This window comes from Haloarcula sp. JP-L23, from assembly GCF_011602445.1.
Taxonomy (GTDB): Archaea; Halobacteriota; Halobacteria; order Halobacteriales; family Haloarculaceae; genus Haloarcula; species Haloarcula pellucida.
In genome coordinates, this window is sequence record NZ_CP050014.1 from 3,075,755 (window position 1) to 3,102,749 (window position 26,995).

36 protein-coding genes are annotated in these 26,995 nt (G+C 67.8%); 24 read left to right on the top strand and 12 right to left on the bottom strand.

Translation table 11 applies throughout. The features are described from left to right. Window positions 1-210, bottom strand: coding sequence for a DUF3311 domain-containing protein (locus tag G9465_RS16090; protein ID WP_166971787.1), 210 nt, complete (start codon window positions 208-210; stop codon window positions 1-3). Window positions 211-285: 75 nt separating this feature from the next. Continuing rightward, window positions 286-630: a tRNA-binding protein gene (locus G9465_RS16095; RefSeq protein WP_166971789.1), complete on the bottom strand. Its 345-nt coding sequence runs from the start codon at window positions 628-630 to the stop codon at window positions 286-288. Window positions 631-682: 52 nt separating this feature from the next. Between G9465_RS16095 and G9465_RS16100 the strand changes: the two genes are divergently transcribed. Both G9465_RS16100 and dnaG read left to right on the top strand, forming a co-directional pair. Further along, on the top strand, window positions 683-1,396 hold the full coding sequence (locus G9465_RS16100; protein WP_166971791.1) for a sugar phosphate isomerase/epimerase: 714 nt from the start codon (window positions 683-685) through the stop codon (window positions 1,394-1,396). A gap of 130 nt (window positions 1,397-1,526) precedes the next feature. Continuing rightward, entirely contained in the window at window positions 1,527-2,888 is a 1,362-nt protein-coding gene (dnaG, locus tag G9465_RS16105) for a DNA primase DnaG (RefSeq protein ID WP_166971793.1), read from the top strand. Here dnaG and G9465_RS16110 read toward each other — a convergent pair. Beyond that, entirely contained in the window at window positions 2,885-3,301 is a 417-nt protein-coding gene (locus G9465_RS16110) for a GNAT family N-acetyltransferase (protein ID WP_166971795.1), read from the bottom strand. The two genes, dnaG and G9465_RS16110, sit on opposite strands and share 4 nt — an antisense overlap. Beyond that, on the bottom strand, window positions 3,298-4,641 hold the full coding sequence (locus G9465_RS16115; protein WP_166971796.1) for a DUF92 domain-containing protein: 1,344 nt from the start codon (window positions 4,639-4,641) through the stop codon (window positions 3,298-3,300). The genes G9465_RS16110 and G9465_RS16115 overlap by 4 nt, the downstream gene beginning before the upstream one ends. A gap of 134 nt (window positions 4,642-4,775) precedes the next feature. Between G9465_RS16115 and G9465_RS16120 the strand changes: the two genes are divergently transcribed. Together G9465_RS16120 and tuf are read left to right on the top strand one after the other, a co-directional pair. Continuing rightward, on the top strand, window positions 4,776-5,384 hold the full coding sequence (locus G9465_RS16120; RefSeq protein ID WP_166971798.1) for an undecaprenyl diphosphate synthase family protein: 609 nt from the start codon (window positions 4,776-4,778) through the stop codon (window positions 5,382-5,384). 194 nt (window positions 5,385-5,578) lie between these two features. Then, on the top strand, window positions 5,579-6,847 hold the full coding sequence (tuf, locus tag G9465_RS16125) for a translation elongation factor EF-1 subunit alpha (RefSeq protein ID WP_166971800.1): 1,269 nt from the start codon (window positions 5,579-5,581) through the stop codon (window positions 6,845-6,847). Window positions 6,848-6,910: 63 nt separating this feature from the next. On the opposite strand, the gene G9465_RS16130 is transcribed toward tuf, so the two are convergent. Together G9465_RS16130 and uppS are read right to left on the bottom strand one after the other, a co-directional pair. Next, on the bottom strand, window positions 6,911-7,138 hold the full coding sequence (locus tag G9465_RS16130) for a hypothetical protein (protein WP_166971802.1): 228 nt from the start codon (window positions 7,136-7,138) through the stop codon (window positions 6,911-6,913). Between the two features lie 66 nt (window positions 7,139-7,204). Beyond that, window positions 7,205-8,119: a polyprenyl diphosphate synthase gene (gene uppS, locus G9465_RS16135; protein WP_166971804.1), complete on the bottom strand. Its 915-nt coding sequence runs from the start codon at window positions 8,117-8,119 to the stop codon at window positions 7,205-7,207. Between the two features lie 103 nt (window positions 8,120-8,222). Between uppS and G9465_RS16140 the strand changes: the two genes are divergently transcribed. The 3 genes from G9465_RS16140 (at window position 8,223) to G9465_RS16150 (ending at window position 9,128) form a co-directional block, all read left to right on the top strand. Beyond that, on the top strand, window positions 8,223-8,417 hold the full coding sequence (locus tag G9465_RS16140) for a cold-shock protein (RefSeq protein WP_166971806.1): 195 nt from the start codon (window positions 8,223-8,225) through the stop codon (window positions 8,415-8,417). 2 nt (window positions 8,418-8,419) lie between these two features. Next, window positions 8,420-8,614, top strand: a complete 195-nt coding sequence (locus G9465_RS16145) for a cold-shock protein (protein ID WP_166971808.1) — start codon at window positions 8,420-8,422, stop codon at window positions 8,612-8,614. A 103-nt stretch (window positions 8,615-8,717) separates the two neighbouring features. Next, complete coding sequence (locus G9465_RS16150) at window positions 8,718-9,128, top strand: DUF5778 family protein (RefSeq protein WP_166971810.1); 411 nt, start codon at window positions 8,718-8,720, stop codon at window positions 9,126-9,128. On the opposite strand, the gene G9465_RS16155 is transcribed toward G9465_RS16150, so the two are convergent. Next, window positions 9,125-9,409 (bottom strand): hypothetical protein, encoded by a 285-nt coding sequence (locus tag G9465_RS16155; RefSeq protein WP_166971812.1) that lies wholly within the window; start codon window positions 9,407-9,409, stop codon window positions 9,125-9,127. The two genes, G9465_RS16150 and G9465_RS16155, sit on opposite strands and share 4 nt — an antisense overlap. A 134-nt stretch (window positions 9,410-9,543) precedes the next feature. On the opposite strand from G9465_RS16155, the gene G9465_RS16160 reads away from it, so the two are divergent. From G9465_RS16160 to G9465_RS16190, 7 genes are all read left to right on the top strand, one after another. Further along, window positions 9,544-10,611 (top strand): Lrp/AsnC family transcriptional regulator, encoded by a 1,068-nt coding sequence (locus G9465_RS16160; RefSeq protein WP_166971814.1) that lies wholly within the window; start codon window positions 9,544-9,546, stop codon window positions 10,609-10,611. Next, window positions 10,608-11,255 carry a bifunctional precorrin-2 dehydrogenase/sirohydrochlorin ferrochelatase gene (locus tag G9465_RS16165; RefSeq protein ID WP_166971816.1) on the top strand — a complete coding sequence of 216 codons (648 nt, stop codon included), beginning with the start codon at window positions 10,608-10,610 and terminating at the stop codon, window positions 11,253-11,255. Before G9465_RS16160 ends, G9465_RS16165 begins: the two co-directional genes overlap by 4 nt. Beyond that, on the top strand, window positions 11,252-12,595 hold the full coding sequence (gene hemA, locus G9465_RS16170; protein ID WP_394353971.1) for a glutamyl-tRNA reductase: 1,344 nt from the start codon (window positions 11,252-11,254) through the stop codon (window positions 12,593-12,595). The genes G9465_RS16165 and hemA overlap by 4 nt, the downstream gene beginning before the upstream one ends. Next, the gene (locus G9465_RS16175) at window positions 12,596-12,883 is read left to right on the top strand and encodes a hypothetical protein (protein ID WP_166971820.1); all 288 of its coding nucleotides are present in this window, start codon (window positions 12,596-12,598) and stop codon (window positions 12,881-12,883) included. Between the two features lie 46 nt (window positions 12,884-12,929). Continuing rightward, entirely contained in the window at window positions 12,930-13,208 is a 279-nt protein-coding gene (locus G9465_RS16180) for a 4a-hydroxytetrahydrobiopterin dehydratase (RefSeq protein WP_166971822.1), read from the top strand. Between the two features lie 5 nt (window positions 13,209-13,213). Then, entirely contained in the window at window positions 13,214-13,600 is a 387-nt protein-coding gene (gene lwrS / locus G9465_RS16185) for an LWR-salt protein (RefSeq protein WP_166971824.1), read from the top strand. An 83-nt stretch (window positions 13,601-13,683) separates the two neighbouring features. Beyond that, entirely contained in the window at window positions 13,684-14,313 is a 630-nt protein-coding gene (locus G9465_RS16190) for an HAD family hydrolase (RefSeq protein WP_166971826.1), read from the top strand. A 54-nt stretch (window positions 14,314-14,367) separates the two neighbouring features. Here G9465_RS16190 and G9465_RS16195 read toward each other — a convergent pair whose 3' ends face one another. Further along, window positions 14,368-15,297 (bottom strand): molybdopterin-binding protein, encoded by a 930-nt coding sequence (locus tag G9465_RS16195; RefSeq protein ID WP_166971828.1) that lies wholly within the window; start codon window positions 15,295-15,297, stop codon window positions 14,368-14,370. Between the two features lie 98 nt (window positions 15,298-15,395). Here G9465_RS16195 and G9465_RS16200 point away from each other — a divergent pair, with 98 nt between their 5' ends. From G9465_RS16200 to G9465_RS16210, 3 genes are all read left to right on the top strand, one after another. Continuing rightward, on the top strand, window positions 15,396-16,169 hold the full coding sequence (locus G9465_RS16200) for a GIDE domain-containing protein (protein ID WP_166971830.1): 774 nt from the start codon (window positions 15,396-15,398) through the stop codon (window positions 16,167-16,169). Window positions 16,170-16,280: 111 nt separating this feature from the next. After that, on the top strand, window positions 16,281-16,637 hold the full coding sequence (locus G9465_RS16205) for an Hsp20/alpha crystallin family protein (RefSeq protein WP_166971832.1): 357 nt from the start codon (window positions 16,281-16,283) through the stop codon (window positions 16,635-16,637). 16 nt (window positions 16,638-16,653) lie between these two features. Beyond that, window positions 16,654-18,357, top strand: a complete 1,704-nt coding sequence (locus tag G9465_RS16210; RefSeq protein WP_166971834.1) for an AarF/ABC1/UbiB kinase family protein — start codon at window positions 16,654-16,656, stop codon at window positions 18,355-18,357. A 21-nt stretch (window positions 18,358-18,378) separates the two neighbouring features. Here G9465_RS16210 and G9465_RS16215 read toward each other — a convergent pair whose 3' ends face one another. The 4 genes from G9465_RS16215 to G9465_RS16230 all read right to left on the bottom strand — a co-directional run bounded on the left by G9465_RS16215 (window position 18,379) and on the right by G9465_RS16230 (window position 21,455). After that, the gene (locus tag G9465_RS16215) at window positions 18,379-18,684 is read right to left on the bottom strand and encodes an antibiotic biosynthesis monooxygenase (protein ID WP_166971836.1); all 306 of its coding nucleotides are present in this window, start codon (window positions 18,682-18,684) and stop codon (window positions 18,379-18,381) included. Window positions 18,685-18,788: 104 nt separating this feature from the next. Next, window positions 18,789-19,343 carry a hypothetical protein gene (locus G9465_RS16220; RefSeq protein WP_166971838.1) on the bottom strand — a complete coding sequence of 185 codons (555 nt, stop codon included), beginning with the start codon at window positions 19,341-19,343 and terminating at the stop codon, window positions 18,789-18,791. A 4-nt stretch (window positions 19,344-19,347) separates the two neighbouring features. Beyond that, a complete protein-coding gene (locus G9465_RS16225; protein WP_227015592.1) occupies window positions 19,348-20,685 on the bottom strand; it encodes a divalent metal cation transporter in 1,338 nt (445 codons plus the stop codon). After that, a complete protein-coding gene (locus G9465_RS16230; protein ID WP_166971841.1) occupies window positions 20,685-21,455 on the bottom strand; it encodes a phytanoyl-CoA dioxygenase family protein in 771 nt (256 codons plus the stop codon). The genes G9465_RS16225 and G9465_RS16230 overlap by 1 nt, the downstream gene beginning before the upstream one ends. Before the next feature lie 149 nt (window positions 21,456-21,604). Here G9465_RS16230 and G9465_RS16235 point away from each other — a divergent pair, with 149 nt between their 5' ends. Genes G9465_RS16235 through G9465_RS16265 form a run of 7 tightly spaced genes read left to right on the top strand, consistent with a single transcriptional unit; the run spans window position 21,605 to window position 26,991 of the window. Then, the gene (locus G9465_RS16235) at window positions 21,605-21,985 is read left to right on the top strand and encodes a translation initiation factor IF-5A (protein WP_166971843.1); all 381 of its coding nucleotides are present in this window, start codon (window positions 21,605-21,607) and stop codon (window positions 21,983-21,985) included. Window positions 21,986-21,987: 2 nt separating this feature from the next. Next, complete coding sequence (gene speB, locus G9465_RS16240) at window positions 21,988-22,788, top strand: agmatinase (RefSeq protein ID WP_166971845.1); 801 nt, start codon at window positions 21,988-21,990, stop codon at window positions 22,786-22,788. 38 nt (window positions 22,789-22,826) lie between these two features. After that, on the top strand, window positions 22,827-23,591 hold the full coding sequence (locus tag G9465_RS16245; protein ID WP_166971847.1) for a hypothetical protein: 765 nt from the start codon (window positions 22,827-22,829) through the stop codon (window positions 23,589-23,591). Between the two features lie 41 nt (window positions 23,592-23,632). Then, a complete protein-coding gene (locus G9465_RS16250; protein ID WP_166971848.1) occupies window positions 23,633-24,400 on the top strand; it encodes a hypothetical protein in 768 nt (255 codons plus the stop codon). A 32-nt stretch (window positions 24,401-24,432) separates the two neighbouring features. After that, window positions 24,433-25,200 carry a Nif3-like dinuclear metal center hexameric protein gene (locus tag G9465_RS16255; RefSeq protein ID WP_166971849.1) on the top strand — a complete coding sequence of 256 codons (768 nt, stop codon included), beginning with the start codon at window positions 24,433-24,435 and terminating at the stop codon, window positions 25,198-25,200. Next, on the top strand, window positions 25,200-25,763 hold the full coding sequence (locus tag G9465_RS16260) for a transcription elongation protein SprT (RefSeq protein WP_166971850.1): 564 nt from the start codon (window positions 25,200-25,202) through the stop codon (window positions 25,761-25,763). Before G9465_RS16255 ends, G9465_RS16260 begins: the two co-directional genes overlap by 1 nt. Before the next feature lie 40 nt (window positions 25,764-25,803). After that, on the top strand, window positions 25,804-26,991 hold the full coding sequence (locus tag G9465_RS16265) for a threonine synthase (RefSeq protein WP_166971851.1): 1,188 nt from the start codon (window positions 25,804-25,806) through the stop codon (window positions 26,989-26,991). Window positions 26,992-26,995: the final 4 nt, after the last annotated feature.

Here is a 26,995-nt window from a genome sequence, read left to right on the forward strand (position 1 = left end):
TCAGTGTACCCCCTCGACGCCGAGTCCCCAGTCGGTTCGGGCGAAGACGGCGAATACGACGCTCGCCAGCACCATCCAGCCAATGTGCCACCAGAGCCACACCGGCAGTCCGAACGCGACACCCGCACTGCCCCAGAGGAACCACGGGACGGCCAGCGCCATCAGGACGACGGCGACGAGAGTCCAGCCGACAGTTCGTGCGACGCTCATTTCGACGTATGGTACACACTGCCGATACTAATGGGTGTCGAACCTTCACAGCGACGCTATGAAGAGTTTTTCTCTTCAGTACACACGGGTCCCGGGTTCGACGTCGCGTTCGGTCGTCAGGTGAACCACGCCGTCACCGCCGTCGACGCCGGTGACCAGACACTCGCTCTCGAATCCCGCGATGGAGACGGTGCCGAGGTTGACGACGGCGACGACCTGTGCGCCCAGCAGGTCCTCGTGGTCGTAGTAGTCGGTGAGGCCCGCCGCCGACTGCAGGGTCTCCTCGCCGAAGTCCACCTCGAGTTTATAGACGTCCTTTCGCGCCTCGGGGAAGTCCGCCACGTCGACGACTTCGCCGACGCGCATCTCCACGTCTTCGAGGAACCGTGCCGGGTCGATGCTCGCTTCGCTGAATCCCATGGGACCGTATTGTGGGGCCGGTTATATGACAATCGCGCCGCCAGAGGAAGGTATGCACACAGCAGTCCAGTTGTGGACGCTCCGGGAGCTCGACGTCTCGACGCCGGCGCTGCTCGACCGGGTCGCCGCCGCGGGGTACGACGGCGTCGAGTTCGCCGGCATCGAGGACCCGCCGGAGACTGCCCGAGCGATGGACGAGGTGGGACTGGTGGCGGCCGGCGCGCACGTCGGCGCCGACGAACTCAGGGCGGACCCGGTGGGCGTCGCGGCAGAGTTGACGACGCTCGACGTCCCCTACGTCGTCGTCCCGTACCTCGACCCGGACCACTTCATAGACACAGCGACCGTCGACGAGACGGCCGCGATGCTCGACGCCCTCGCAAGCGAGTGCGACCGGCCGCTCCTCTATCACAACCACGACCACGAGTTCGTGCCGGTCGGGACCGAGACGGCGTTCGACCGCCTCGTCGCGGAGACCGCTATCGGGTTCGAACTCGACGTGGGGTGGGCGGAGGCGGCGGGCCGCGACCCCGCGGCGCTCCTCTCGGACCTCGCAGGCCGCGTCCCGGTCGTCCACGCCAAGGACGTGACCGCCGCGGGCGAACCGACCGAACTCGGCGAGGGCGTCGTCGACCTGCCCGGGGTCGTCGAGGCCGCCCGCGACGCCGGCACGGAGTGGCTGGTCTTCGAACACGACGACCCCGCGGACCCGATGGCCTCGGTGGAGAACGGTATCGAGGTCTTAGAGCGCGTACTGGACGCGTGACCGACGTCGCTGCGTGGGACTAACCACCAGACAGACCCGCGACGCCAATTATTTGGAGCGCCGTCGCCAACGTAAGCATAGTGACAGCGGTCTGTCGCCGCTCTCTGCGATGGACCAGGAGTCCGGGATAATGCACGACACAGCGAAATATTTGATACACGCGGACATTACCGCCGCCGGCGTCGTCGAGCGAAGCGACGTCGTCGGCGCGGTGTTCGGCCAGACCGAAGGGTTGCTCGGCGAGGAACTGGACCTTCGGGACTTACAGGACTCGAAGAAGGTCGGCCGCATCGACGTGGAGATACGCTCCGAAAGCGGGCAGTCGTTCGGCCAGATAACCGTCGCGAGCGGCCTCGACAAGGTCGAGACGGCCATCCTCGCGGCGGCCCTAGAGACCATCGAGCAAATCGGCCCCTGCCGGGCCGAGATAGCCGTCTCTGACATCGAAGACGTCCGGAGCGCCAAACGACGGGAAGTGGTCGACCGGGCGACGGAGTTGCTGGCCGCCTTCGAGGAGCAGTCCGTCCAGACCGAGGACATCGTCGAGACGGTCCGACAGCGTGCCCGCGTCGAGGACATCACGGAGTACGAGGGCCTCCCCGCCGGCCCACGGGTCGCCGACTCCGACGCCATCGTCGTCGTCGAGGGGCGCTCCGACGTCCTGCAACTGCTGAAGTACGGCGTGAAGAACGCCATCGCCGTCGAGGGGACCGACGTCCCCGAGGCCGTCGCCGAGTTGACGAACGAACGGACCGTGACGGCCTTCCTCGACGGTGACAGGGGCGGTGATCTCATCCTGAAGGAACTGGCACAGGTCGGGCAGGTGGACTACGTGGCCGTCGCGCCGCGGGGCCACTCGGTCGAGGACCTCTCGCGCGGCGAGGCGATGAAGGCGCTTCGGGACAAGGTGCCCTACGACACCGTCGCCGACGCGGACTCCCCGGAAGCCGCCCTCGAAGCAGTCGCAACGAGCGCTGACGGGGCGGGCACTGTCGACGGGTCACAGACGGGCGCGGACGAGACGGTCGCCGAGTCTGCAGCGGCGGTCAGCAGACCCGACCCGGTCTCGCCGTCGCCGGACGAGCGAGTAGCGGCCGAAGCGGCCGCGACGGGCGGGCAGGAGACGGCGGCGACGCCCAACGAGGACGACCCGGTGGGCGACGAAGACGCCACCGAGGAGGAGACGAGTACAGACGAGACGGTAGACCCAGCCGGGCTCTCGGACCACGTCGACGCCGTCATCCGGAGCGAGAGTGGCACCGTCCGACTGCTCGACGAGGACCTGACCGTCCTCGCCGAGGGCGACGCCGACGACGTCGTCTCGCTCGTCGAGTCGTGCGACGGCGTCCCCCGGACCATCGTCTTAGACGACATCTGCTCGCAGAAAGTGTTAGACGTCGCCGCCCAGCGCGGTGTCGACGTCGTCGTCGCGACCGGCGACGGCGAGTACGTCAAGCAACCGACGAGCGTGCAGGTCCGAACCGTCGGCTAGAGGTCCAGTACCATGAGGACGCCGTCGCCGTCGTCGTAGTGGTCCGGGAGGTGGTCGGTGACCGAGAAGCCGAACCGCCCGTAGAACGACCGGACGCGTTCCTCGTCCGCCCGAGCGGTGAGTCGAAGCGTCTCGAACCCCTCCGAGCGAAGGGTGTCGAGCAGGCCGTCCATCAGTCGCGTGCCGTGGCCCTGTCCCTGTGCCGGCGGCGCGACGGCGAACTCCGCGAGGTAGGCGACGGGGTGGTCCGGGACGACGAGTGCGTACGCTATCGGGCCGTTCTCGTCGAGGACGAGGACCAGCGGCGGCCCGTCGATTGCGACGTCGAGCAGGCCCGGCCACGGGTGGTCGAGCGCGGCCGACTGGATGGCGCTGAGGCGGTCGTGGTCCGCGTCGCTGGCCGGACGAATCATACCAGCGCGAGGCCCACGGCGACGGCGACGCCGGTGAGTGCCGCCGCGAGCGTCGCCAGCGCGTTGACGCCCTGATTGCCGACGACGGTGCCTTCGACGGTCGCTCCGAGGAGGCTGTCGACGGTCATCCCGACGAACCCACAGACCAGAATCACCGCCGCGCCGACTGACCCGACGGTGCCGATGGTGACGGCAGCGATACCGGCGATGATGCCCGACCCCACGAGGCCGGCGACGACGCCCTGCCACGTGACGCCACCGTCGGTGCCGGGTTCGACCGGCTGGAACGTGGTGATGAGTCGGGGGTTGTCGTAGAGGCCGCCGAACTCGCTGGAGAAGGTGTCGGTCATGGCGGCGGCGACGGCGCCGGCGAAGGCATAGAGGAACAACGTCGGGTCGACGGCGGTGTGGCTCGGACTGGCCGCCCACGCGAGGACGGCGACCAGCGCGACGATGGAGTTCGCGAGGACGTTCCCGCTCCCGCGGGCCCCCTCGTTCTCCTCGGCGATGCCGCGGTCTTTCTTTTCCTCGTAGCGGTACTTCGTCGAGAGACCGCCGAGGCCGAAGAAGGTGATGAGCATCGCGAACCAGCCGTACCCGCCCAGCACGATGGTCAGCAGCGAGAGGAGGACGCCGGTAAGCATGCCGGGTAAGGAGGCCGTATCCAGCGCGTACGCGACGTACCCGAGGACGGCCGAGATACCCAGTGCGACGAACACGCGCTGGGAGGCCACCGACGGGTCGAGTTCGAAGAACAGCCACAGCAACAACCCGACCGAGAGCATCACCAGCGGGTCGTCACGCTCGAACAGCACCGACCGGAGCAGCGCGGCGACGAGGGCACCGCTGGCGGCGAGAAACAGCGCGTCGGGCCACGCGACCGTGGCGCCCTGCAACCGGGCGGCCCCCAACTGCGCAGCGACGCCGGTGGCGAATCCGCTGACGACGAACCCGGCGGACGCGACGACCTCGTCAGTCCGAACCCGAGCGGCCAGTCGCTGGCCGAGGTTGCCGTAGGCGACGATGACGACGGTGCCGACGAACACCCAGACGGGGAGTCCGAACTGGACCGCTATCAGGGCGAGGCCGGCCGCGGCGAGCGCGAAGGCCGCGAGGCCGTACAGTTTGCCGTCCTCGTAGTCCCCGGGGCGGGCGAACAACTCGAACAGCGCCGACCCCTGACCGACGACGGTCATGGCGAGTACCGCGACGAGCACGAACGGGGCCGTCGCGGCGACAGTCGCGAGCGCCGGCGACTGGATGCGGGTCGCGGCCGGCACGACGAACGCTAGCGTCCCGACCGCAGCGAACGCGCCAGCACGTCGGACTGTCGAAGTCACGTCCCGCCGGTATCCCCGAGAGCCACTTACCCTTTCCGAACTTGCGGGCTATCCATCAGTACGTTGTGAACACGTCCACAGGCCGACGGTCCCGGACCGTGAGGTTTAGGCGAGCGGTCGGTGTACCCGTCGCTGTGGGCCTCTACGATAGGTACCTCGCCAGCCGACTGCGGATGAGCGACGCCGACCTCCCGGAGACGGTGGCACTCGTCATCACCGAGCGTGATCTGTTGACGGACGGCGCCTACACCACCTTAGAGCGATTCTTCGACTGGGCGGTCCAGTACGAGGCCGATACTGTCGTGGTGTACGTGAGCGTCCTCGACGAGGACGTGGTGCCGACGATTCGTCGGGAACTGGCCGACCTGCGCGCGCCGAAGCAGATCGCAATCCGCGGGCCGGACGACGAGACGGTCGCCGACGCGCCGATACAGATATCCATCGGCCTCGGCGGCCAGTCGGAGTTCGCCACGGCCGTCCAGAAACTCGCCGAGGACGTCGAGGCCGGCACGCTCGCCCCCGAGGACATCGACGAGGCCGCCGTCGAGGACCATCTCGTCTTCCCGACGGACCCGGACCTCGTCATCAAGACGGGCGCTGAACGGCTCTCGGACTTCATGATCTGGCAGTCGGTGTACTCCGAACTGTACTTCACCGACGTGAACTGGCAGAACTTCCGACGTCGGGACTACCTGCGGGCGTTGCGGGACTATCAGGAGCGCCAGCGGCGATTCGGCCGGTAGGACGAATCCTGCCGAGCGTCGCTCGGCGACGGTTTGGCCGCTGAACGGAGTGAAGCGTCCGAACGCCGACAGACCGCGTCTGTCGGAAGTTCGGCCGGTAGGGCCGCGCACCCCACTCATGTTATCTGAGTGAACAGACGCGTGCCTTTTTGCTCACGCGCGTCGTACTCTCCGAACGCTGTGAGGTGGTACCAATGACCACCGACAAACCCCATCAGAATCTGGCCATGATCGGCCACGTAGACCACGGGAAGAGCACACTCGTCGGTCGGTTGCTGTACGAGACAGAGAGCGTCCCGGAACACGTCATCGAGCAGTACCGGGAGGAGGCCGAGGAGAAGGGCAAGGGCGGCTTCGAGTTCGCCTACGTCATGGACAACCTCGCCGAGGAGCGCGAACGGGGGCTGACGATAGACATCGCCCACCAGAAGTTCGACACGGACGCGTACTACTTCACCATCGTCGACTGTCCGGGCCATCGGGACTTCGTGAAGAACATGATCACGGGTGCGAGTCAGGCGGACAACGCCGTCCTCGTCGTCGCCGCCGACGACGGCGTCCAGCCACAGACGCGAGAACACGTCTTCCTCGCCCGGACGCTGGGCATCGGCGAACTCGTCGTCGCCGTCAACAAGATGGACATGGTCGAGTACGGGGAGCCCCGGTTCCGCGAAGTCGTCGAGGAAGTCAAGGAGTTGCTGGACCAGGTCCAGTTCCCCACGTCGGACGCCTCGTTCATCCCCATGTCGGCCCTGCAGGGCGACAACGTCGCCGAGCGGTCCGAGAACATGGACTGGTACGACGGACGAGTGCTACTCGAAGCGCTCAACGACTTACAGGAACCCGAACCGCCGACGGACGCGCCGCTTCGCCTGCCGATTCAGGACGTCTACACTATCGAAGGGGCCGGGACCGTCCCGGTCGGTCGCATCGAGACGGGACAGTTGCGACCCGGCGACGACGTGTCGTTTCAGCCATCGGACGCGAGCGGCGAGGTCCGCTCTATCGAGATGCACCACGAGGAGGTCGACCTCGCCGAACCCGGCGACAACGTCGGGTTCAACGTCCGCGGCATCGGGAAGAACGACATCCGTCGTGGTGACGTCTGTGGTCCGGCGGCGGACCCGCCGACCGTCGCCGAGACGTTTCAGGCGCAGATATTCGTGATGCAGCACCCGTCGGTCATCACCGAGGGGTACACGCCGGTCTTCCACGCCCACACCGCACAGGTCGCCTGTACCGTCGAATCGCTCGACCGGAAGGTCGACCCGTCCTCCGGCGAGGTGCTGGAGTCGGACCCCGACTTCATCGAGTCGGGCGACGCCGCCGTCGTGACCGTCAGGCCGCAGAAACCGCTGTCGGTCGAACCGAGCGACGAGATTCCCGAACTCGGGAGTTTCGCCGTCAGAGACATGGGACAGACCGTCGCCGCCGGTCGCGTCCTCTCGGTAACCGAGCGCTAGCCGCTGTGACGCCGTCCCGTCCGGTCGCGGGCCGGATAGCGACGGCTGAACCCGACCTCGACGTCAGTCGAAGCGACTGCTCCGCTCGTGGCCGAAGACGTTTCCCTCGGTCGTGATTCGGACCCGATGCTCGTACGTGTCCGAGAAGGTGTGCGTCTCGAACTCGACGACCCATCTGCCGTCGTCTCGCTCGACCGACGACACGTCGCCCGGTTCGCCGACGCACTCCTCGTCGGCGTAGCCGAGTGCCAACGCTGCCGCGGTGTCCGCGTCGTCGACGGTGCCCCGCATAGTCGACAGTAGGGACTGTCGGCACAAATCACGTCGGCCGACACCGCCCCGAGCGACGTCGACGACTCAGTCGGCGGCCTCGTACTCCTCGTCGAGTTCCTCGCGTTCGCCGCTCGGGAGCGCGTCGCGGAACCGGCCGAGGACGCGGCGGGCCTGTTCGACCTCGGCGTTCTCCAGTGCGCGGACGAGCGTCAGCGCCCGCCGGGCGCGGGTCGTGCGCCACGATTCTTCGCGGTTCTGGTAGGTCCGGATGGCCCGGAGGAAGTCTATCTTCCGGAACTCGGGCCAGTAGGGCGTACAGAAGAACGTCGCGGCCTCGTTCCCGTTGGCGTGCCACGGCAGGAAGTTCGAGGTGCGTTCGTCGCCGCCGGTGCGCACGATGAGGTCCACGTCCCGCGTCGGACCCTCGTAGAGGCGGTCCTCGACGGTGTCGACGTCGACGTCGCCCGGCGAAATCTCGCCGGCCTCGACTGATTCGGCGACCGCCCGGGCCGCGCCGAGCAGTTCCGCGCGCCCCCCATAGGCCAGCGCGACGTTGAGGTTGAGGCGGTCGTACTGTGCGGTTCTGGCCTCGGCGTAGTCGATGGCGTCCTGAACCCGCTCTGGCAGCATCTCCGTCTCACCGATGGCGCGGATACACACCTCGGCGTCGTGGACCCGGTCTGCGTCGGCGAACGTACGGAGTTTCTCCTCGACGAGGTCGAAGATGTACGCCCGCTGTTCTTCGGGTCGGTCGAGGTTCTCCGTCGAGAAGGCATACAGCGTCACCTCCTCGATGTCGAGTTCGTCACACCAGTGCAACAGCGACTCGGTCGTCTCCGCACCCTCCGTGTACCCCTGGTTCGTCTCGACGTCTTCCTTCCGGGCGTAGCGGCGGTTCCCGTCCTGAATGACGGCGACGTGGCTCGGGGTCCCGGACAGCTCCCAGCGGAGGAGGCGTTCGTAGGCGGCGTAGCCGAGACTGCGGACCCTGTCTCGCATCACCTGTAGTGTATCAACCGAGCGATAAGGCGTTTGTGGCTCCGACCGCCCATGTGACTGCGCCGCATAGTTTTAATACCCCCGACGTCTACGTAGAGATGCAATGGCGACCGGTACGGTAGACTTCTTCAACGACACGGGCGGTTACGGCTTCATCAAGACAGACGACGCTGAGGAGGACGTGTTCTTCCACATGGAGGACGTCGGCGGCCCCGACCTCGAAGAAGGCCAAGAGGTCGAGTTCGACATCGAGCAAGCGGACAAGGGTCCGCGAGCGAAGAACCTCACGAGGTTGTAACGATGGCGACCGGCACAGTCGACTTCTTCAACGACACGGGCGGGTACGGCTTCATCGAGACGGACGACGCCGAGGAGGACGTGTTCTTCCACATGGAGGACGTCGGCGGCCCCGACCTCGAAGAAGGCCAAGAGGTCGAGTTCGACATCGTGCAGGCGGATAAGGGTCCGCGCGCCGAGAACGTGACGCGCCTGTAAGCGAACACGTTCGTGGCCGACGAGACTGTCGTGGTGGCGAGAGCGGCCGCTACGGCGTCGTGAATCCGAAGTGCATTAGGCACCCGCAAGCGCAGGTGTTCGTATGAGCGACGCCGACACACTCGATGACGACCTGTACCGCCGGACGAAACAGCTTCTGGAACCCGGCGAGATTCAACTCAACGGCGCCGTCGTCCACACGGAGTACGACGGCAGCGACGAGATAGAGATGATGCAGGCCACCATCGACGTCGGCGACGACATCGCGGAGGGGTACGGGATGGACCCGACAGACACCTTCGTCTACTCCGGCAGCGACGACCCGGAGTTCGCCTCGAACCAACACCAGGGGCTGACGCTGGACGGCGAGGAGTTCGTCTGGGAGTGCCAGCAACTCCTGCGTAACGGGTCGTTCGACCTCGTCTTCTACTACGAGGCCAGCGCGGACCACGAGGCCATCTTAGCGGCCATCGAGGACCGCGGGTTCGCGGTCACCGGCGTCCGCGGCGACTAATCGGAGAGCCGTTCCTGACAGTTGTGGCAGTAGGTGTAGTCGGGACCGTTCGCCGACCCGCAAAACTGGCAGGTCCGGGCCTCGACGTCAGCCTTCTCGAAGTAGGCGTTTAGCTGGCCCGTATCGAGGCCGGCCCGCCGACCGCTGAACTGCTCGACGAGTGAGTCCCGTGCGGTGTAGTCCATGACGCGGAACATGACGACGAAAAAGAGCGGCGCACCCACCAGTACGAGACAGTAGACGAGCAACCGCACCGCCAGTTCAGCGGTGGATATCTGCACGGGACGACTAGGTGTCGGAGGCGCTAAAGCACTGGGGCGAGCAGTCCGTAGCGGACCACAAACTCCCAGTCCTGCCCGCGTGTGGCGATACCGCTCCCGCGCCGTTTTTATTCACAGAGTCCCGAGCGTCGTACATGAGCGAAGACCTCGGGCGGGTGGACAGGGCCATCCTCAACGCGTTTCAGGGCGGGTTCCCGGTCGTCGAGCGACCGTTCGAACCGGCGGCGGCCGCACTGGCCGAGTACGACGTGGACGTGAGCGCGGACGAACTGCTCGAACGGGTCCAGCGACTCGACGAGGAGGGAGTGTTGACCCGCTTCGGCGCACTCATCAACGCCGAGGAAATCGGTGGGACGGCGACGCTGGTGGCGACACATGCCCCCGAGGACGCCTACGACGACCACGCGGAGATGGTGAACGCCCACCCCGAGGTAGCCCACAACTACGAGCGCGAACACCCCTACCTCAACATGTGGTTCGTCCTCTCGGTGGCCGAGGAGAGCCGCGTCGAGGACGTACTGGCCGAGATAGAGGCAGAGACCGGCGAACCGACGTTCAACCTCCCCAAACAGCAGGAGTTCCACGTCGGCGCGAAGTTCCCCGTCGAGGGCCCACAGACGCAGGCTATCGACTGCTCGGACGACGGCCCCGACGTGACGCCGACCGACAGGCAGTCCCTAACCCCCGAGGAACTCGACCTCGTCCTGGAGATTCAGGGCGGACTCCCCGTCACCGAGACGCCGTACGCCGACGTTGCCGACGCCATCGGGGCCGACACCGAGTGGGTCCTAGAGACTATCAAGCGGTTCGACGAGGAGGGGAAGGTCCGCCGGGTCGGTGCCATCCCGAACCACTACGCGCTGGGCTACTCGGAGAACGGGATGACCGTCTGGGACGTGCCCGACGACGTCGTCGACGAGGTGGGACCGGCTATCGCCGAGTTCGACTTCGTCACCCACTGCTACGAGCGACCGCGCCACGAGGACGTCTGGCCGTACAACTTCTTCGCGATGACTCACGGCCGCGACGAGGCCGAGAGCGAGCGCCGCATCCAGCAGGTCCACGACCGGATGACCGAGTACTGGGACGTCGGGGACGACGACTGGGACACCCTGTTCTCGACACGAATATTGAAGAAGACGGGCATTAGAGTTAAGGATAGAGCCGAAGCGAACGTCGAATCGGCCCCCGACCAGGGATGATACCGCTACTCCACGACTTCGAAGGCGAAACCGTGCTCGTCGTCGGCGGCGGCCCCGTCGGCGCGCGGAAAGCCCGGCGGTTCGCCGAGGAGGCGTCCGTCGTCGTCCTGAGTCCCGAGTTCGGGGACCGCGAGTTCGGCGGTGCCGAGTTGATTCGTGCCGCGCCCGACGCCGACGAGATTCGACGGTGGATAGCGCGAACCGACCCGGCGCTGGTCGTCGCCGCGACGGACGACGCGGACCTGAACGCGGCCGCCGAATCGGCCGCCCGGGACCACGGCGCACTCGTCAACCGCGCCGACGACCACGGGGAGCAGTCCGTCGGGAACGTCGTCGTGCCGGCGACGGTCCGGGACGACCCGGTGACGATGGCCGTCGCCACCGGCGGCCGGGCCCCGGCACTGTCGAAACACCTCCGCGAGCGGTTCGAGTCGGAGTTCGCCGGCGCGGGCGAGATGGCTGAACTGACGGGCGAACTGCGGGAGAGTCTCGACGCTGCGGGTGTCCCGCCCGCCGAACGGCGAGACGCAGTCCGTGCCGTCGTCAGAGAGCGCGAGGTTTGGAAGGCTTTAGATAGTGGTAGAACCAAAGCCCGACAGGTAGCCCAAGACGTGATCGGAGATTTCCCGGGTGAGACCACGTGATGAAGGACAACGGCGTCATCGTCGGCGTTCGCGTATCACACGACCGCGCGAGCGTCGATCAACTGGAGACGGCAGCGACAGACAGTCAACGCCACGCCGTCGAGTCGCTGCTCTCTCGACCGGGCGTCGAGGAGGCGCTCGCGCTCCAGACGTGCAACCGGACGGAGGGGTACGTGGTCGCACCCAACCACGAGACGGGACTGGACGCCCTCTCGCTTTTCACGCACGACATCTCGGACGACGTAGCCGTCACGATGGACCACGAAGAGAGCCTGCGCCACCTGCTCCGAGTGGCCGCCGGTCTCGAGTCCATCGTGCTGGGCGAGGACCAGATTCTGGGCCAGTTACGCGACGCCTACGAGGACGCCCGTGGCGTCGGCGGCATCGGCCCGTTGCTGGAAGACGGCGTGACGAAGGCCATCCACGTCGGCGAACGCGCCCGTAACGAGACTCGAATCAACGAAGGCGTCGTCTCGCTGGCGTCGGCCGCCGTCAGACTGGTCGACCGCGAGTGTTCGCTGGACGGCGAGACGGCGCTGGTCGTCGGCGCCGGCGAGATGGGCCAACTCGCCGCGAAGGCGCTCTCGACGCGCGTCGACCGCGTCATCGTCGCCAACCGCACCGTCCCGCACGCCGAACACGTCGCCGAAACCGTCGACGTGGACGCGAGCGCCGTGGCGCTGGACGCCGCCGATGCCGCCGTCGAGGAGGCCCGCATCGTCGTCACGGCGACCGGAAGCAACGAGCACGTCTTCGACGCCGAGACGTTCGCCGAGTCCGGCGAGACGTACGTCGTCGACATCGCCCAGCCGCGGGACGTCCCGGCCGACGCGGACGGCGTGCCCGGCGTCACCGTCTACGACCTCGACGCGTTGGAGTCGGTCACCGAGGAGACGCGCGCCCAGCGCCGCCGGGCGGCGGAGGCGGTCGAGCGCCTCGTCGACGAGGAGTTCGACCACCTGCTGACCCAGTACAAGCGCAAGCGGGCCGACCGCGTCATCTCGGCGATGTACGAGAGCGCAGAGCAGGTCAAGACCGCCGAACTCAACACGGCGATGACTGGTGCCGACTTCGACGAGGAGCAACGGGAAATCGTCGAGTCGATGGCGGACGCCATCGTCTCGCAACTGCTCGCGGCGCCGACCCGGAGCCTTCGGGACGCCGCCGAGGAGGACGACTGGTCGACCATCCAGACGGCACTGGAACTGTTCGACCCCGAGTTCGGACCCGAGAGCGGCGATCCGCCGGCCGCGATCGAGGACGTGGCTATCGAGGACATCCCGGAAGGAGTGCGCGATGAGATCCCCGCGTCCATCCTCGAACAGTTGGCCGACGATTAGATGGTCACGCTGCTCCCGTTCGTCGTCGGCGTCGGCTTCGTCGTCGCCGCCGTCGGCGGACTGTATGAGGTGACGAACTACACCGAGACACAGCGGCGGCGCGAGCGACGGCTCGTGCAGGCGTTCACCTACGGCTGTCTGCTGGTCCTCGCGCTGGGACTGGCGGCGACGTGGGTCGGCTTCCAGAACGCCGACCTGCCGTTCTGGCTGTTCGCGAGCCTTTCGGTCGCCGTCGTGGGCGTCGTCTTCCTCCAGCGTCGGCTCCGGCAGCGACTCGACGCCGACTGAACCGGCCGACACAACTGTTTTGCGGCTGGCAGGCGACCGCTAGCGTATGGCAGAGTTGCTTTCCGATTCGGAGATCACCGAGCGCCTCCCCGAGGACTGGGAGCGAGAGGGTGACGAAATCGTCCGAACGTTCGAATTCGACGCCTACCTCGACGCGTCTGGGTTCCTCGCGGCCGCGGCGGGCGTCGCCGAGGACGCGTGGCATCACCCCGAGATGACCATCCGCTGGGGCGAGGTCGAGGTTCGGTTGACGACACACGACGCGGGCGGCATCACCGAGAACGACGTCGATATGGCCGAGCGACTGAACGGCATCTACGAGTAACGGCCGTGTCAGGGGATCCCACCGACGCACCGGCCCGCTACGTGTTCCGCGTGACGGTCCGACTGACGCCGGGCGAGGGACTCGCCGTCGAACCCGACCGCTTCGAGACGGTGCTGTACCGGACGGCGAACCCACCCGGTGAGGACGGGTGGCTGTTCTTCCGGGACAACCTCTGGCGGGGGAACCTCGCCGACGAAGCCCACTTCCGGCGGCAGGCCACGGACGCACTCGGCGTCCCCGTCGAGTCGGCCTCCTTTAGCGAACTCCAGACGACCGAGGCGTACCTCGATGCGTTGCAGGCGGCTATCGCCGCCGACCTCGACGCGTTCAACGCCGAGAACGTCACCGAGGTGCTCTCGAAGTACCTCGGGAGTTCCATCCGCGTCGAGTGATACCGGTCCCCGATTAGTCGTTCGTTACGGACCCGTTAGGGACAGAAAGACTATACCCGAAACTACCCTATGCACTGTTCCCTATGCCCCGAAACTACGACTTCTGGCTATTCGACCTCGACGGGACGCTGGTCGACGTCTACCCGTCGTACACGGTCGAAGTCATAGCCCGAGTCGGTGACCGCCTCGGTCAGGGGTTCACCGAACAGGACGCCGCCCGTCTGTGGTACGGGCAGGGCGATACCCGCGCCGAACTGCTCGCCGAACGCGGTGTGGACCCGGAGCAGTTCTGGACCGCGTTCCACGACGAGGAGGACCCGCAGGCCCGTGCCGAGGCGACGTACCTCTACGACGACGCCGAGCAGTTCTTCGCCGACCGGACGGACCCCGTGGGGCTCGTGACGCACTGTCAGCGGTATCTGACGGACCCGGTGCTCGACCACCTCGACATCGCCGACTGGTTCGACACGGTCGTCTGCTGTGACGACGACATCGGCTGGAAGCCGGACCCGGCGCCGGTCCACCGGGCGATGGGCGAGATGGGCGTCGGACACAACGGTCACGTCGGCGCACTGGCTGGCGACAACCCCGGCGACATCGGCGCCGCCCGGAACGCCGGACTGGACGGCATCCACGTCCACCGAGAGTCGCCGGTATCCACGGACCGGTGCGTGCGCGGCGACCACCGCGTCACGACGCTGCTGGATCTGTAAGGCCGGGCAGCGAACTCGCTCGGCGCCGTATCAGGGGCCTACTGTATCGAGTGGCTACGGCAGATAGTCCCAGTTCTCGACGTCGACGCTGTCGCCGGCGGCCAGTCCCGCAGTCCCCTCCGGGACGGCGACCCAGCCGTCGGCCCGCGTCGCGGTGGCGATGTCTGTGCCCGGGAGCGGCGTAGCGCCGTCCTCGTCAACCGCCAGCGGCACGAACGTCCGGAGCGACGGATCGGCGTCGATGCCGTCGGTCAGCGGGACCGTCCGGGTCGGATGGGGCGTGAGCGGCGCGTCGCCGAAGGCCTTCAACAGCGGCCGGAGGAGCTGGAGCGCGCCGACGCGAGCCGCGACCGCCGACTCCGGCAACAGGAGGACCGGGCGGTTCTCGACGACGGCCAGCCCAGTCTCCCGGCCCGGGGAGATGGCGACGCGGTCGGCGACGACGTCGCCGAGTTCGCGGACGACCTCACGGAGCGTGTCGCCGGGTTCGGTGCCGGTGACGACGAGCATATCCCGGGTCAGGTCGCGCTGGACGGCCATCCGAAGCGCCGGCGGGTCGTCTGCGACGGGGTCGCGATAGGTGACTTTCCCGCCCCACCGGTCGACGTACTGTGCGAGCGTGAACCCCGCCGTCTCGGTGCGGGCGTCCGCACCGGAGACGTGCTGTGCGAGTTCGTCGCCGGTCGGGAGGATACCGACCTGCGGGCGCTGGCGGACGAGCAGTTCGTCGACCCCGGCGGCTTTCAGCAGTCCCACGTCGGCGGGCCTGACCTGATGGCCTCGTTCGAACACCGTCTCGTCGACGCCGATTTCGGCGTCCTGCACCTGCTCGGAGGCCGTCGCGTCTATCGCCAGCACCCGCCCGACGGCAACCGACAGCGGGATGCGGTCGGTCCGGTCGACCGGGACGGCGTAGCTCCCGAGTTGGCGGCGGGCGGTCTCCAGACTGCACTCTTCGGTATCCGTCGGCGAAGCCCCGGCCATACCCTTCGTTGGGACTGCGACGGCAAAAGACTCCGGAGTGGGGCAATTCCGCCGTCGGTTCGGGAACGCTTTTGCGCCTCGCCGCCGCGGGTCCGCGCATGGTCCTCCCGCAGTTGGTCGCCCTCGCGTTCCTCGCCGTCGCCGGATACCTCTGTGTCACCGGCGGACGCGAACTCACGACGGTGTTTCACATCCTGCGAAACGACCCGGTCCCCGTCCGAGAGCTACACGGCTACACCGGCCCCGTCGAGATAACCGGTACCGCCGTCGCCAGCGAGGAGGGGACGGTGACGGCGCCCTTCACCGGGTCGCCGTGTCTGGCCTACACCTACGAAGTCGAGGAACTCCGCTCGTCGGGCAAGCGTTCCTCGTGGCACACCCTCGAGGAGGGGATGGACGGCGTGGACTTCGTCGTCGACGACGGCACCGACCGGGTCCGCGTCGACCCGACGGGAGCAGACATCCGCCTCGAGGACCACACCGTGACCGTCCCGCCGGGCACCGAGTTGCCCGACAGACTCGCCCGGTACGTCGCCGAGACGGACGCCGTCGACCCACAGAACAGGACGGTGGACCTGCTCGTCACCGAACTCAGCGTCGGGAACAGACAGCGCTTCACCGAGCGCCGCCTCGACGTCGGCGAGTCGGTGTACGTTTACGGGCAGACCAGTCGGGGACCGCCCGTCGAGTGGGGCAGTGACCTCGTCGACGCCGTCGTCGGTGACGGCGACGGGACGCCCGTGTTCGTCATCTCGGACGCCTCGGAACGAGGGACCGCGTGGCGCTTCGCCCGCGCCGGGCTCTGGCGAGTCGGTCTGGGCGTCGGTCTCGCTGTACTCGGCTTGCTGTTCGTCGGTCCCATCGTGTTGTGACCAGTCGTGCTAGCACGGGTCCAGCAACACGCCGGACGACGCTGGTCCGTGTCCTCTTCTGACCCCGCCGATACCGCCGGGTTTAACGCCCCGCCGCCCCTATGCTTGCCCATGTCAGCGCTGCGTGAGGCGTTGCGGGACCTCCCGGACGCCGTATTCGCGGACGTGCTCGAATCCGAGGAGGCGTACCTGCTCGTGTTGGACCTGCCGGGCGTGACCGCGGAGACACTCGACGTCAGCGTCGAAGGCGGCCGTCTGGTCATCGAAGGACAGCGCAGCAAGGACGTCCCCCAGGAGTTCCGCTTCGTCCGAGAGGACCGATCGGTGTTCTTAGACGTAGAACTCCCGCTCCCGCCCGATGCGACCGGGCAAGGGGCCGAGGGTGCCGTCGACCGCGGCGTCCTCGAACTCACCCTCCCGAAGGCCACTGCCGCACCGAGCACGACGATTCCCATCGACGAGGCCTGAGCGGGGTGCCCTGTAGGTGAACCTCCGCGCGTACCGACGGTTCTTCGTCGTCGCATGGCAGTTCCTGCCGCTGTTGCTCGCGTACGCCCGGGACCGGAACCGGTTCCTGCTGGTCGGGTCCTCGCGACAGGTCACGAACGAGCAACGGCGCCAGCGTGCGGCGGCGCTGCTCGAGTCGCTGTTGACGCTCGGGCCGACGTTCATCAAACTCGGGCAGTTGCTCTCGACGCGGCCCGACATCCTCCCGCCCGAGTACATCGACGAGTTCTCGAAACTGCAGGACCGCGTCCCGCCCGCCGAGTGGGCGAAAGCCAAGCGAGTCCTCGAATCCGAACTCGGGCCGGTCGACGACCGGTTCGCCGAGTTCGAGACGGAGGCCATCAGCGGGGCCTCGCTCGGACAGGTCTACCGCGCCGAAGTCGACGGCGAACCGGTCGCGGTGAAGGTCCGCCGCCCGGACATCGAGGACCTCGTCGAGGCCGACCTCCGGGTCATCCGGTGGTCTCTGCCCCTGCTGATGTACTTCATCGACGAGTCCCGCTCGTTCTCGCTGGAGACGCTAGCCGACGAGTTCGCAAAGACCATCCGCGAGGAGATGGACTACGAGCGCGAAGCGCGAATGCTCGGCGAGATCCGGGAGAACTTCGCCGACAACGACCGCGTCCGTATCCCGCGTGTCATCGACACGCACTCGACCCGACGTGTCCTCACCATGGAGTACGTCCCGGGAACGAAGATAAACGACATCGAGGACTTAGACGAACGCGGCTTCGACCGGACGCAACTGGCCGAGACGCTCCAGAACGCGTACCTCCAGATGATAATCGACGACGGCGTCTTCCACGCCGACCCGCACCCGGGGAACCTCGCGGTACAGGAGGACGGCAAACTCGTCTTCTACGACTTCGGGATGTCTGGCCGCGTCGACCCGTTCGTCCAGGAGAAGATCGTCGACTTCTACGCCGCCGTCGCCGACCAGAACATCGACGCCATCTTAGACGCCCTCATCGAGATGGGGACGCTCTCCCCGGAAGCCGACCGGCAGGTGATGGGCGACGTGATGGAACTGGCTATCGCGGACGCCCGCGGCGAGGACATCGAACAGTACCGCGTCCAGCAGATAATCCAGCAAGTCGAGGACACCATCTACGAGTTCCCGCTTCGCCTTCCGTCGAATCTGGCGCTCGTGTTGCGGGTGGCGACGGTCGTCGAAGGCGTCTGCGTGACGTTGGACCCCGAGTTCGACTTCATCTCGGTGGCGACAGAGTACCTCCGCGACGAGGGGTACATCGCCGCCGGCGTCCGAAACTACGTCGAGGACCGGGCGACGGAGGTGCAAGACGCGGCACAGTCGGCGGTCCGCATCCCGCCGAAACTCGAATCCGTCCTCGACAGGGTCGAGCGCGAAGACCTCCAGATTCGGGCCGACATCGAGGATTCGGACCGCCTGCTGGCGACGATGACGAAGCGACTGATTCTTGGGATGTTGCTCGCGAGCACCGTGTTCTCGACGGCGTTCCTCTACGCCGAGGCGCCCCCCATCGTCGCCGCCATCGCCGGTACCGGTGTCCTCGCCGTGTCTGGCGCGCTGTGGTGGTCGTTTCGCTCGAAGAAGGGCGTCCGCGCGAAACCGCAGTTCACCCGCCAGAGTATGCGGGAACGACAGCAGGGCGAGAGCGCTGGCGGCCTCGCCACCTCGTTCGAGGACGAGGAGGCCTGAGCGACGTCGGCGGCCGGAGGCTCACCCGCCCGGTTCGAACACCGCCGTCAGGTCGTAGATTTCGAGACGATTCGGTCCGGTGAACATCTCGGACGGGAGGTCGGCGTGAGCGTCGACGAAGTCGTCGCTGTCGCGCCACTGTTCGAAGGCGTCCCTCGACTCCCAGTACGCCTGGACGACGAACTGATTCCCCTCACGCTGGCGCAGAATCTCCACCCTTTCGAGTCCCGACCGTCCCCGGAGCTGTGCGACTCGCTCCTCGAACACCTCGACGAAGTCCGCCTCGTGTTCGGCAGCGACCGAGAGATGGTTCGCTACGACGAGCATACAGAACGGTTATTCTCTAGTCACAAAAGTGCGCACGACGGTCCGTCTCGCTCTCGACGGAGACAGGTCGACCGGCGTGCAGGCGCTACCGGTCCGATGCCGGGCTACGACAGGTCGACCACGCGGTCGGCCCACGCTCGCAACCGCCGCAACGCCGTGACCTCGCTCGCCGAGACTGGATTATCGACGCCCAGTTCGTCGCTCTCGAAGGCGTTGAGAACCGCACAGTCGGCCCGCTCGCAGTAGTCGGTCAGTCGCCCCGTCGCGTCCGGGTCTGCCTGCAGAGCGATGGTCGCGTCGTTGACGAAGACGGCCGTCGGGGTCGCCGGTGCGGCGTCGAGCGCCTCGAAGGCCGCCGCGGCGTTTTCCTCGGCGAGCGCGCGGGCCTCGTCGTCGGTTTCGCCCTCCGAGCGCGGCGCGTGGGCGTCGACGACGCCGTGGTAGACGCCCTCGGGGACGGTGGTGAACTGCGTGAGCGGGCCGCCCAGCACCTCGCCGTCCCGTTCGACCGTCGGCGCGAAGTCGAGGACGACACAGCCGTCGGTCCCGTGCCGGGCGACCCAGCGGTCGAGGGCTCGTGCCGTCAACCGCGTCTTGCCGACGTTCGAGGGGCCGACGACGAGCACCGAGCCGTCGAGCGGGACCGGACTGTCCGACATCGTCTCAGTCGGCCGCCATCGAGCGGTCGGTGTCCCGCCCCAGCCAGTTGCGGACCGACATCGCCGCGAGGCCGAGCATCGCCGCGGCGAGGACGGCGGCGAAGGCCAGTATCGACAGCGACACGGGGTCGGTCACGCCGCCGGCCGCCACGCGCTTGACCCACTGGCCGGCGACCACGGTGCTGATACCGATCAGCAGGAGGCCGCCGACGTTCTCTAGCAGCGAGTTCGTCTTCGGCACGGCGGTCGGGTCGTTGAGGAGGTATACGACGAGCGCAAGCACGAACGGCGTGCCGACGAAGCCGATAGCCAGCGCCTGAATCAGCAGTCCGAACACGGCACCCGGGATGAAGACGCCGAGGATGCTGACGAGCGCGAAGGCGGCGACGGTAGCCTGATAGCGCGAGTCCGAGGTGTCCTGTGCCCATCCCATCTTGTCGGCGACGAGGTACGGCGGGACGACGGTGTTGCCGCCCAGCGTCGTCACGGCCGCGCCCCAGAGACCGAGCAGGAACAGCCACTTCGCGTTCGATCCGACGAGGGGGCCGAGCGAGTTCGCGGCGCCCACCGCCCCGAGGCTGGGGTCGCTGAGCACCGACGCGGCGACGAGGAAGATGGCGAGGCTGGCGATGCCGAAGGCGACCAGCATCGACGCCCCGACGTCGAAGACGGCGAGGTCCGAATCGTCGGTCGTCCAGCCGCGGGCCCGCATCGTGTAGGACTGCATCGTCACGAGGGCGATGTGGACGGCGCCACCGAGGATACCGGCCGCGAGCAGTGCCCCTTCCACGCCGGCCGGGATGGCCGGGACGAGGCCCGCTGCCGCCGCACCGAAGTCGATGGGGACGACGAACAGGGACGCGACGAACAGGAGAACCACGAGCGTGACGAGTACTTTCGCACCGAGTTCGGCGTACTTATAGCCGCCGCCGGCGAGGCCGACGGCCAGTACGACGCCCCAGACGGCCGCCCAGACGACGGGACTGAGGCCCGTGACTTCGGCGGAGACGCCGGCGAGCGTCTTCATGATGACCAGTTGGGCGAGTCCGGCGGCGACGACGGTGTCGGCGACCAGCAGCCACGCCCACGCCTCTCCGAGGTTGTCCTCGACGGCGGTAACGATGCCAGCCTCCGTGAGGAGGCCGAGTCGCATCGCGAGATACTGCGCGGTCGCACCCATCACCGCAGAGAGGAGGACGACCCACAGGAGTGTGTAGTCGAAACTCGCGCCTGCGGTGACGAGCGCCCCGATAGTCGCCGGCCCAGTGGCGATAGCGCCCGCGAGCCACGTCGGGCCCATCTCGGAGAACCGCGAGAGGACGCCGGAGTCGCTGGTCGCCATTACACGCACCCCGCGAAGCTCTCGCCGGTCACGTCGTAGCTGTCGACCCACTCCGGCGGGTTCTCGTCGGTGAACCGCGAGCGACTGCGCATGTACGAGGCGATGTACGCGCGGCGCCAGTCCTCGGTCTCGTTGGGTGCGGTGTAGTGGGGCAACAGGCAGTGTTGAAAGAGGACGTCGCCGGGGTCCATCGGCAGGGCGACGGCGTCCTCGGGGCCGTAGTCGGCCTCGGCGATGGCGATGTCGGTGTCGTACTCGACGGCCTCGTGGCCGAGCAAACCGTCCGTGTGCGCTCCCGGGACGACCTGCATGCAGCCGTTCTCCGTGGTCGACTGGTCGAGCGCTATCCAGACGGTGACGTGGTCCATCGGGTGGATGGGGTAGTACGCCGCGTCCTGATGGAACTTCTTCTCGCTGCCGACGCGGGGCGGTTTCAGCATCGCGGCGCTACGGAGGAGGTGGAGGTTCGGCCCCTGCAACTGCTCGACGACGTCGACGATGGCCTCGTCGTGGACGAGGTCGGCGAAGACGTCGTCTTCACGGACCATGTCGATACCCTCGAACTTCCGAACCGGGTCGCCGTCCTCGAAGCTGTCGGCGTCGACATCGGGTTCGAGCATCCGGTTGAACCCCGTCTCTTCGCGGTCGTTCCGGACGTACGACTCGATGCGCGTCGTCACAGCCTCGACGGTCGCACCGTCGAGACAGTCCTCGACGACGACGTAGCCGTCCCGCTGGTACTGTTCGAACTGCGCGTCTGTGAGTGTCATACCACCTCCTACTATTCTCCGGTAATAAGCCCTTCCAACTCGCCGCGCCGTCTCTGGCCCCCAGCGACCGTAGAACACGGTTCACGCCAGCGGTGACGCCACTGCGCCATTCCAAACCGTTTATACCCCAACAGGGGTAACGCGGCCGTATGGCAAGAGAGCAGACTGAGGTTCGCGAACTCGACGAAGGCAGCTACGTCATGATCGAAGACGCGCCGTGTAAGATCGACTCCTACAGCACGGCCAAACCCGGAAAGCACGGGAGCGCCAAGGCTCGTATCGACGCACGTGGCGTCTTCGACAGCAAGAAGCGCTCGCTCTCCCAGCCCGTCGACGCGAAGGTGTGGGTCCCCATCATCGACCGAAAGCAGGGACAGGTCGTCTCCGTCAGCGGCGACGACGCACAGGTCATGGACTTAGACACCTACGAGACGTTCACGATGCTGATGCCCGACGACGTCGACCTCCAGCCGGACGACGAAATCGAGTATCTCGAGTACGAGGAACAGCGCAAGATCACCCGCTCGTAACGATGTTTCCCGGTGCGGTCGCCGATCGCGGGGCCGCCGACTACGCCCTCGTGGGGGCGCCGCTTGACGTGTCGACCTCCTTTCGTCCCGGCGCCCGGTTCGGGCCGCGCCGCGTTCGTGACTTCGCCGAACAGTTCGACGACTACGACCACCGCTCGGACCAGCACTTCACCGAGTTGGGGGTCTACGACCACGGCGACGTGGGCCCGACGGCCGACACCGCCGAGTACCTGACGTTCCTCCAGAGCGCCGTCGCCGAGTTCGACAGGGACGGGGCCGTCCCCCTGCTGGTCGGTGGCGAACACACCGTCAGCGTCGCCGCGGTGCGAGCGCTCGACCCGGACGTGTTCGTCTGTCTCGACGCGCATCTGGACCTGCGAGAGTCGTATGCCGGCGACGAGTACTCCCACGCGACGGTGACACACCACGCGCTGTCGGTCGCGGACCGCGCGGTCGTCCTCGGTGCTCGGACCGGGAGCGAGGCGGAGTGGAATCGCGCCGACGCCGACGACGTGACCGTCGTCCCACCCGAAGACGTGGCCGACTGGACCCCGGCGTTCGGCGACGCGTCGGTGTACCTCTCGGTGGACATCGACGCCGCCGACCCGGGGTTCGCGCCGGGGACGGGGACGCCCGAACCGTTCGGACTGGCCCCGCGAGAGATGCGCGACGCGGTGCAGTCGGTCGCGCCGCACGCCGTCGGGTTCGACGTCGTCGAGGTGAACGACCGCGACGACGGACAGGCCGCGACGCTGGCGGCGAAACTCCTGCGAACGTTCGTCTTCGCCCACGCCGAGGCCTGACACAAGATTCATTCTGTCGTCGTGAGTAGCGGCGGCCGATGCGCCGCCCTGCTCTCCACGTAGCGCTCGCTGCCTGTCTCGTCCTCGCGGGGTGTTCCGTCCTCGGAGACGACCCCGTCCGCGAGCAAGCCGCCGTCGACCGACTCGACGCCGCTCGCGAGCGCGCAGAGACTATCGAATCGTACCGGTACGACCTCGCAGTCACCGTCTCGACGACGGCCAGCGCTCGGGAAATCGACGGCAGCGGTGTCGGGAAAGTCAACGTGACGACCCGGCGTACCGCGACCAACCTGACGGTCGACGGTGCCACCAGTCAGACGTACGTCGACAACCGGACGGCGTTGGTCGAGTGTCGCGGCGGCGGTGGCGTACCGAGCGGCTTCTGGGGCAAAGAGGAGTTCCCAGCCGAGCGCAACTGGACCGAGACGACGCCGCTCGGGCGGCAACTCGCGCTCCTGTCCTCGGGCGACCTCTACCACAACGGCACGGAGACGGTCGACGGCCGGGAGACGGTCCACCTCTCCGGGTCGCCCTCGAAGGAGGCGCTCGACGCCTACCGGGACGGGGCCGGAAACAGACCGCTGTTCGGGTCGCCGAACATCGACAGCGTCACCGTCGACCTGTGGCTGGACGCGACGACGAACAGACCGGTCCGGAGCGAGGTGCAAGTCGTCGTCAGCGGCGACGGCGAGACGGCCACGGCGACGCTCACGACGCGGTTCCGCGACTACGGCGAGCGCGTCCGGGTGACGATTCCGGCGGAGGCACGGGACGACGCGTTCGGGGGAGGGTGTCCCGGCTAGGGCGTGGCGGTTTTAAGACGGAGGCGTGAGCACGTGGCGACATGGATCGACTCTCGTCGTGTTACTTCTGCGGCGCGGCCCTAGACGCCTCGCTCTCCGAGTACCCAGTCGTCCCGAAGCGCCTCCAGCCCGAGTCGGCGTCCGATCAGCGGGTGACGCTCTGTCCGACCTGCCGGCGGAAACTCGCGACGGTGCTGAGAGAGGTCGTCGCGGCAGTCGACGATGACCCGGAGGACCAGAGCGGTGTGATGGACGAGTCCGGGATGGACCCGCACCCGGATCCGATGGCTGTCGGCGACGCCAACGAGACGGGGACGGCCGTCGAAGAAGCGGGGTCCGACGCGGGTCTGCTCGACGACACGAGCGACGACGAAACCGAGGGACCGCTCGACAGCGGCGAGGCCGAATCGCAGTCGGCCGAACCCGACCGCACGCATCCGATGGCGGCCGCCGACGAGACGGACGACGCCGACGAGTCGAGCGAGACGACCGCGACGGAGACGGCGTCACCGGGCGCGGTCGAGACGACTGCCGCCGAGAGCGAACCCGAGTCGGCCAACGAGATCGCCGATACCGGGAGCGACGGGGCCGACGACACGAGTGACGACCCGTCGCTGACTCGACTGGAGTACAGCAAGGTGATGCGTCTGCTCCAGAACCGCCAGCTACCGGTCGACCGCAGCGAGATTCGTGCGGTCGCCGTCAACGCATACGATATCGAACCCGAGGAGTTCGACGCCATCATCGACGCCGCCGTCGACCGCGGCCTCATCGGCGAGGAGAACGGGCAGTTCGTCGCGGCGGAGTAAGGCATACCACCCCGGAGGGGCAACACCCGTCCATGCACGCAGGCGACATCGCCGCCCGACTCGACGACGAACTGGACGTGGCCTCCTACGCCGACGTCGACGCTAGCCCCAACGGCCTGCAGGTCGGTCCCACAGAGCAACCGGTCGACCACGCAGCCGTCGCCGTGGACGCCGCCGTCGAGACCATCGACCGCGCCAGCGACGCCGGCGCGGACCTGCTGGTGACCCACCACGGCATCATCTGGGGCGGGGTGGAGCGCGTCACCGACACGACCTACCGCCGTGTCGCACCGCTCGTCGACGACGACCTCGCGCTGTACGTCGCCCACCTCCCGCTAGACGGCCACCAGTCGCTGGGCAACGCCGCCGGCCTCGCGGACGTACTCGACCTCGACAACCGTGCGCCGTTCGGTCAGATGGGGCCGGAGTACATCGGCCAGCGCGGGACGCTGGCCGAGGCGAGGACGCTCTCGGACCTCGCCGAGACGCTCGAAGCCGAACTGGACACGGGCGGGCAGTCCGTCCGGACGCTGGACTTCGGCCCGTCGCTCGTCGAGGACGTGGCCATCGTCACCGGCAGCGGCGTCGATTGGATAGAGGAGGCCGCCGAGGTCGGCGCTGACGTCCTCGTCACTGGCGAGGGCAAACAGCAGGTGTACCACGAGGCCCGCGAGGCTGGCATCAGCGTCGTGCTCGCGGGTCACTACGCCACGGAGACGTTCGGCGTCCGCTCGCTCCAGTCGAGGCTGGACGAGTGGGGACTGGAGACGACGTTCGTCGACTGCCCGACTGGGCTCTGATGAGCGATAGCGTCGTCTACGCGGACGTGACCGCGGACACCGACATCGTCGCGTGGTCCCGCGAGTACTGTCGGGACGTGCGCCGGGAGTGGGGCGTCGACGTGCGCTTCGACCTCGTCGAGTGGGAGGTGTCGGCCCGCGCGAAGCGGCGCGCGGCCGCGGTCAAACGGCCGAATCTCCCCGACGCGGCGGTGGGAGAGCCCTACGACTGGGAGCGCATCGAGGGTGCCGACGGCCGGCCACTTCCCTGTACCCTGTCGCTGACTCGCGAGGCGTTCGAGGCGTTCGACCGCGAGGAGTGGGAGGCGACCCTGCGCCACGAACTGGTCCACGTCGAGCAGTACCAGCGCGACGGCACGACGGACCACGGCGCGGCCTTCCGAGCGCGTGCCGCCGACCTCGACACCGACGTCCACTGTCCCGCCTTCGCCGACCCGAAGTACGTCCTCTCCTGTGTGGCCTGCGGCGGCCTCGTCGCCCGGCGCTACCGGGACTGCAAACTGGTCCGGGAGCGGGAGCGCTACCGCTCGGACTGCTGTGGTGCCGAACTGGCGCTGGACTGACCGGCGGCAGTGTTAGGTCGCGCACGGCCGAACAGGCGGTATGGACGTGCCGCTCTCCTGTTACGCCTGCGGGACGACGGCGGCGCTCGCGGACGGGCCCCGCTGTGACTGCGGCGAACCGTACTGGGTCCAGACCGACCCCTCGACCTTCGAGTGGCCCGACACTCCCGAGCGGTCGCTGTGGCGCTATCGTGCCCTCCTGCCGGACGTGACACCTGCCGGACTGGCCGCCGGTGCCGGCGGGACGCCGCTGGTGCGCGCGCCGCGACTGGACGACGACGTGGGCGCGACCGTCCACGTGAAGTACGAGGGTGCGAACCCGACGGGGACGTTCAAGGACCGCGGGAGCGCCGTCGGCGTCGCGGCGGGCGCAGCGGCCGGGGACGACGCCGTCGGCACCGTCTCCCACGGCAACATGGCCCGGTCGATGGCCGCCCACGCCGCCAGCGCCGGGCTTGACTGTCTGGTGCTGGTCCCTGCGGACATCCCCGTCGAACGACTGGCGCTCCTCGCTCGCTACGACCCGACGATACTCCGGGTCGACGGCGACTACGGCCGCCTCTACCGCGAGTCGCTTCGAGTCGGGTCCGAGACCGGCGTCCGGTTCGTCAACTCGGACACGCCGCTCCGCGTGGCCGGTCAGGGGACGACGGCGCTCGAAATCGCCGAGTCGTTCGCGCCCGACGTGCCCGACGCCGTCGTACTCCCCGTCTCCAGCGGCGGTCACGCGAGCGGTGTCTGGAAGGCGTTCCGCGAACTCTCCACAGCCGGTCTCATCGACCGAGTACCGAGACTCTACTTCGTACAGACATCGGCCTGCGCGCCCATCGCCGAGGCGTGGGCCCGGCGCGACGACGTCGTCACGCCAGTCGAGGCGGGGGAGACGGTCGCCTACTCCATCGCCAACGCCGACCCACCGAGCGGTAATCGGGTACTCGCGGCCGCCAGCGCGACCGAGGGCGGGGTTCTCGCCGTGGACGACGACGCCATCCTCGACGCGCGCCGAGCGCTAGCGAGCAGCGCGGGCCTGTTCGTCGAGAGCGCCTGTGCGACGGTGTTGGCGGGCGCTCGCCGGTTGCGCGACCGTGGCGACCTCGTGGCAGACGACGACGTCGTACTCGTCGCCACCGGAACGGGATTCACCGAACGCGACCTAGACGCGCCCGGTGTCGACGCGGAGACGGTCCCGCTGTCGGCGCTCGACGAGACTGTAGCACGCATCATCTGACCGG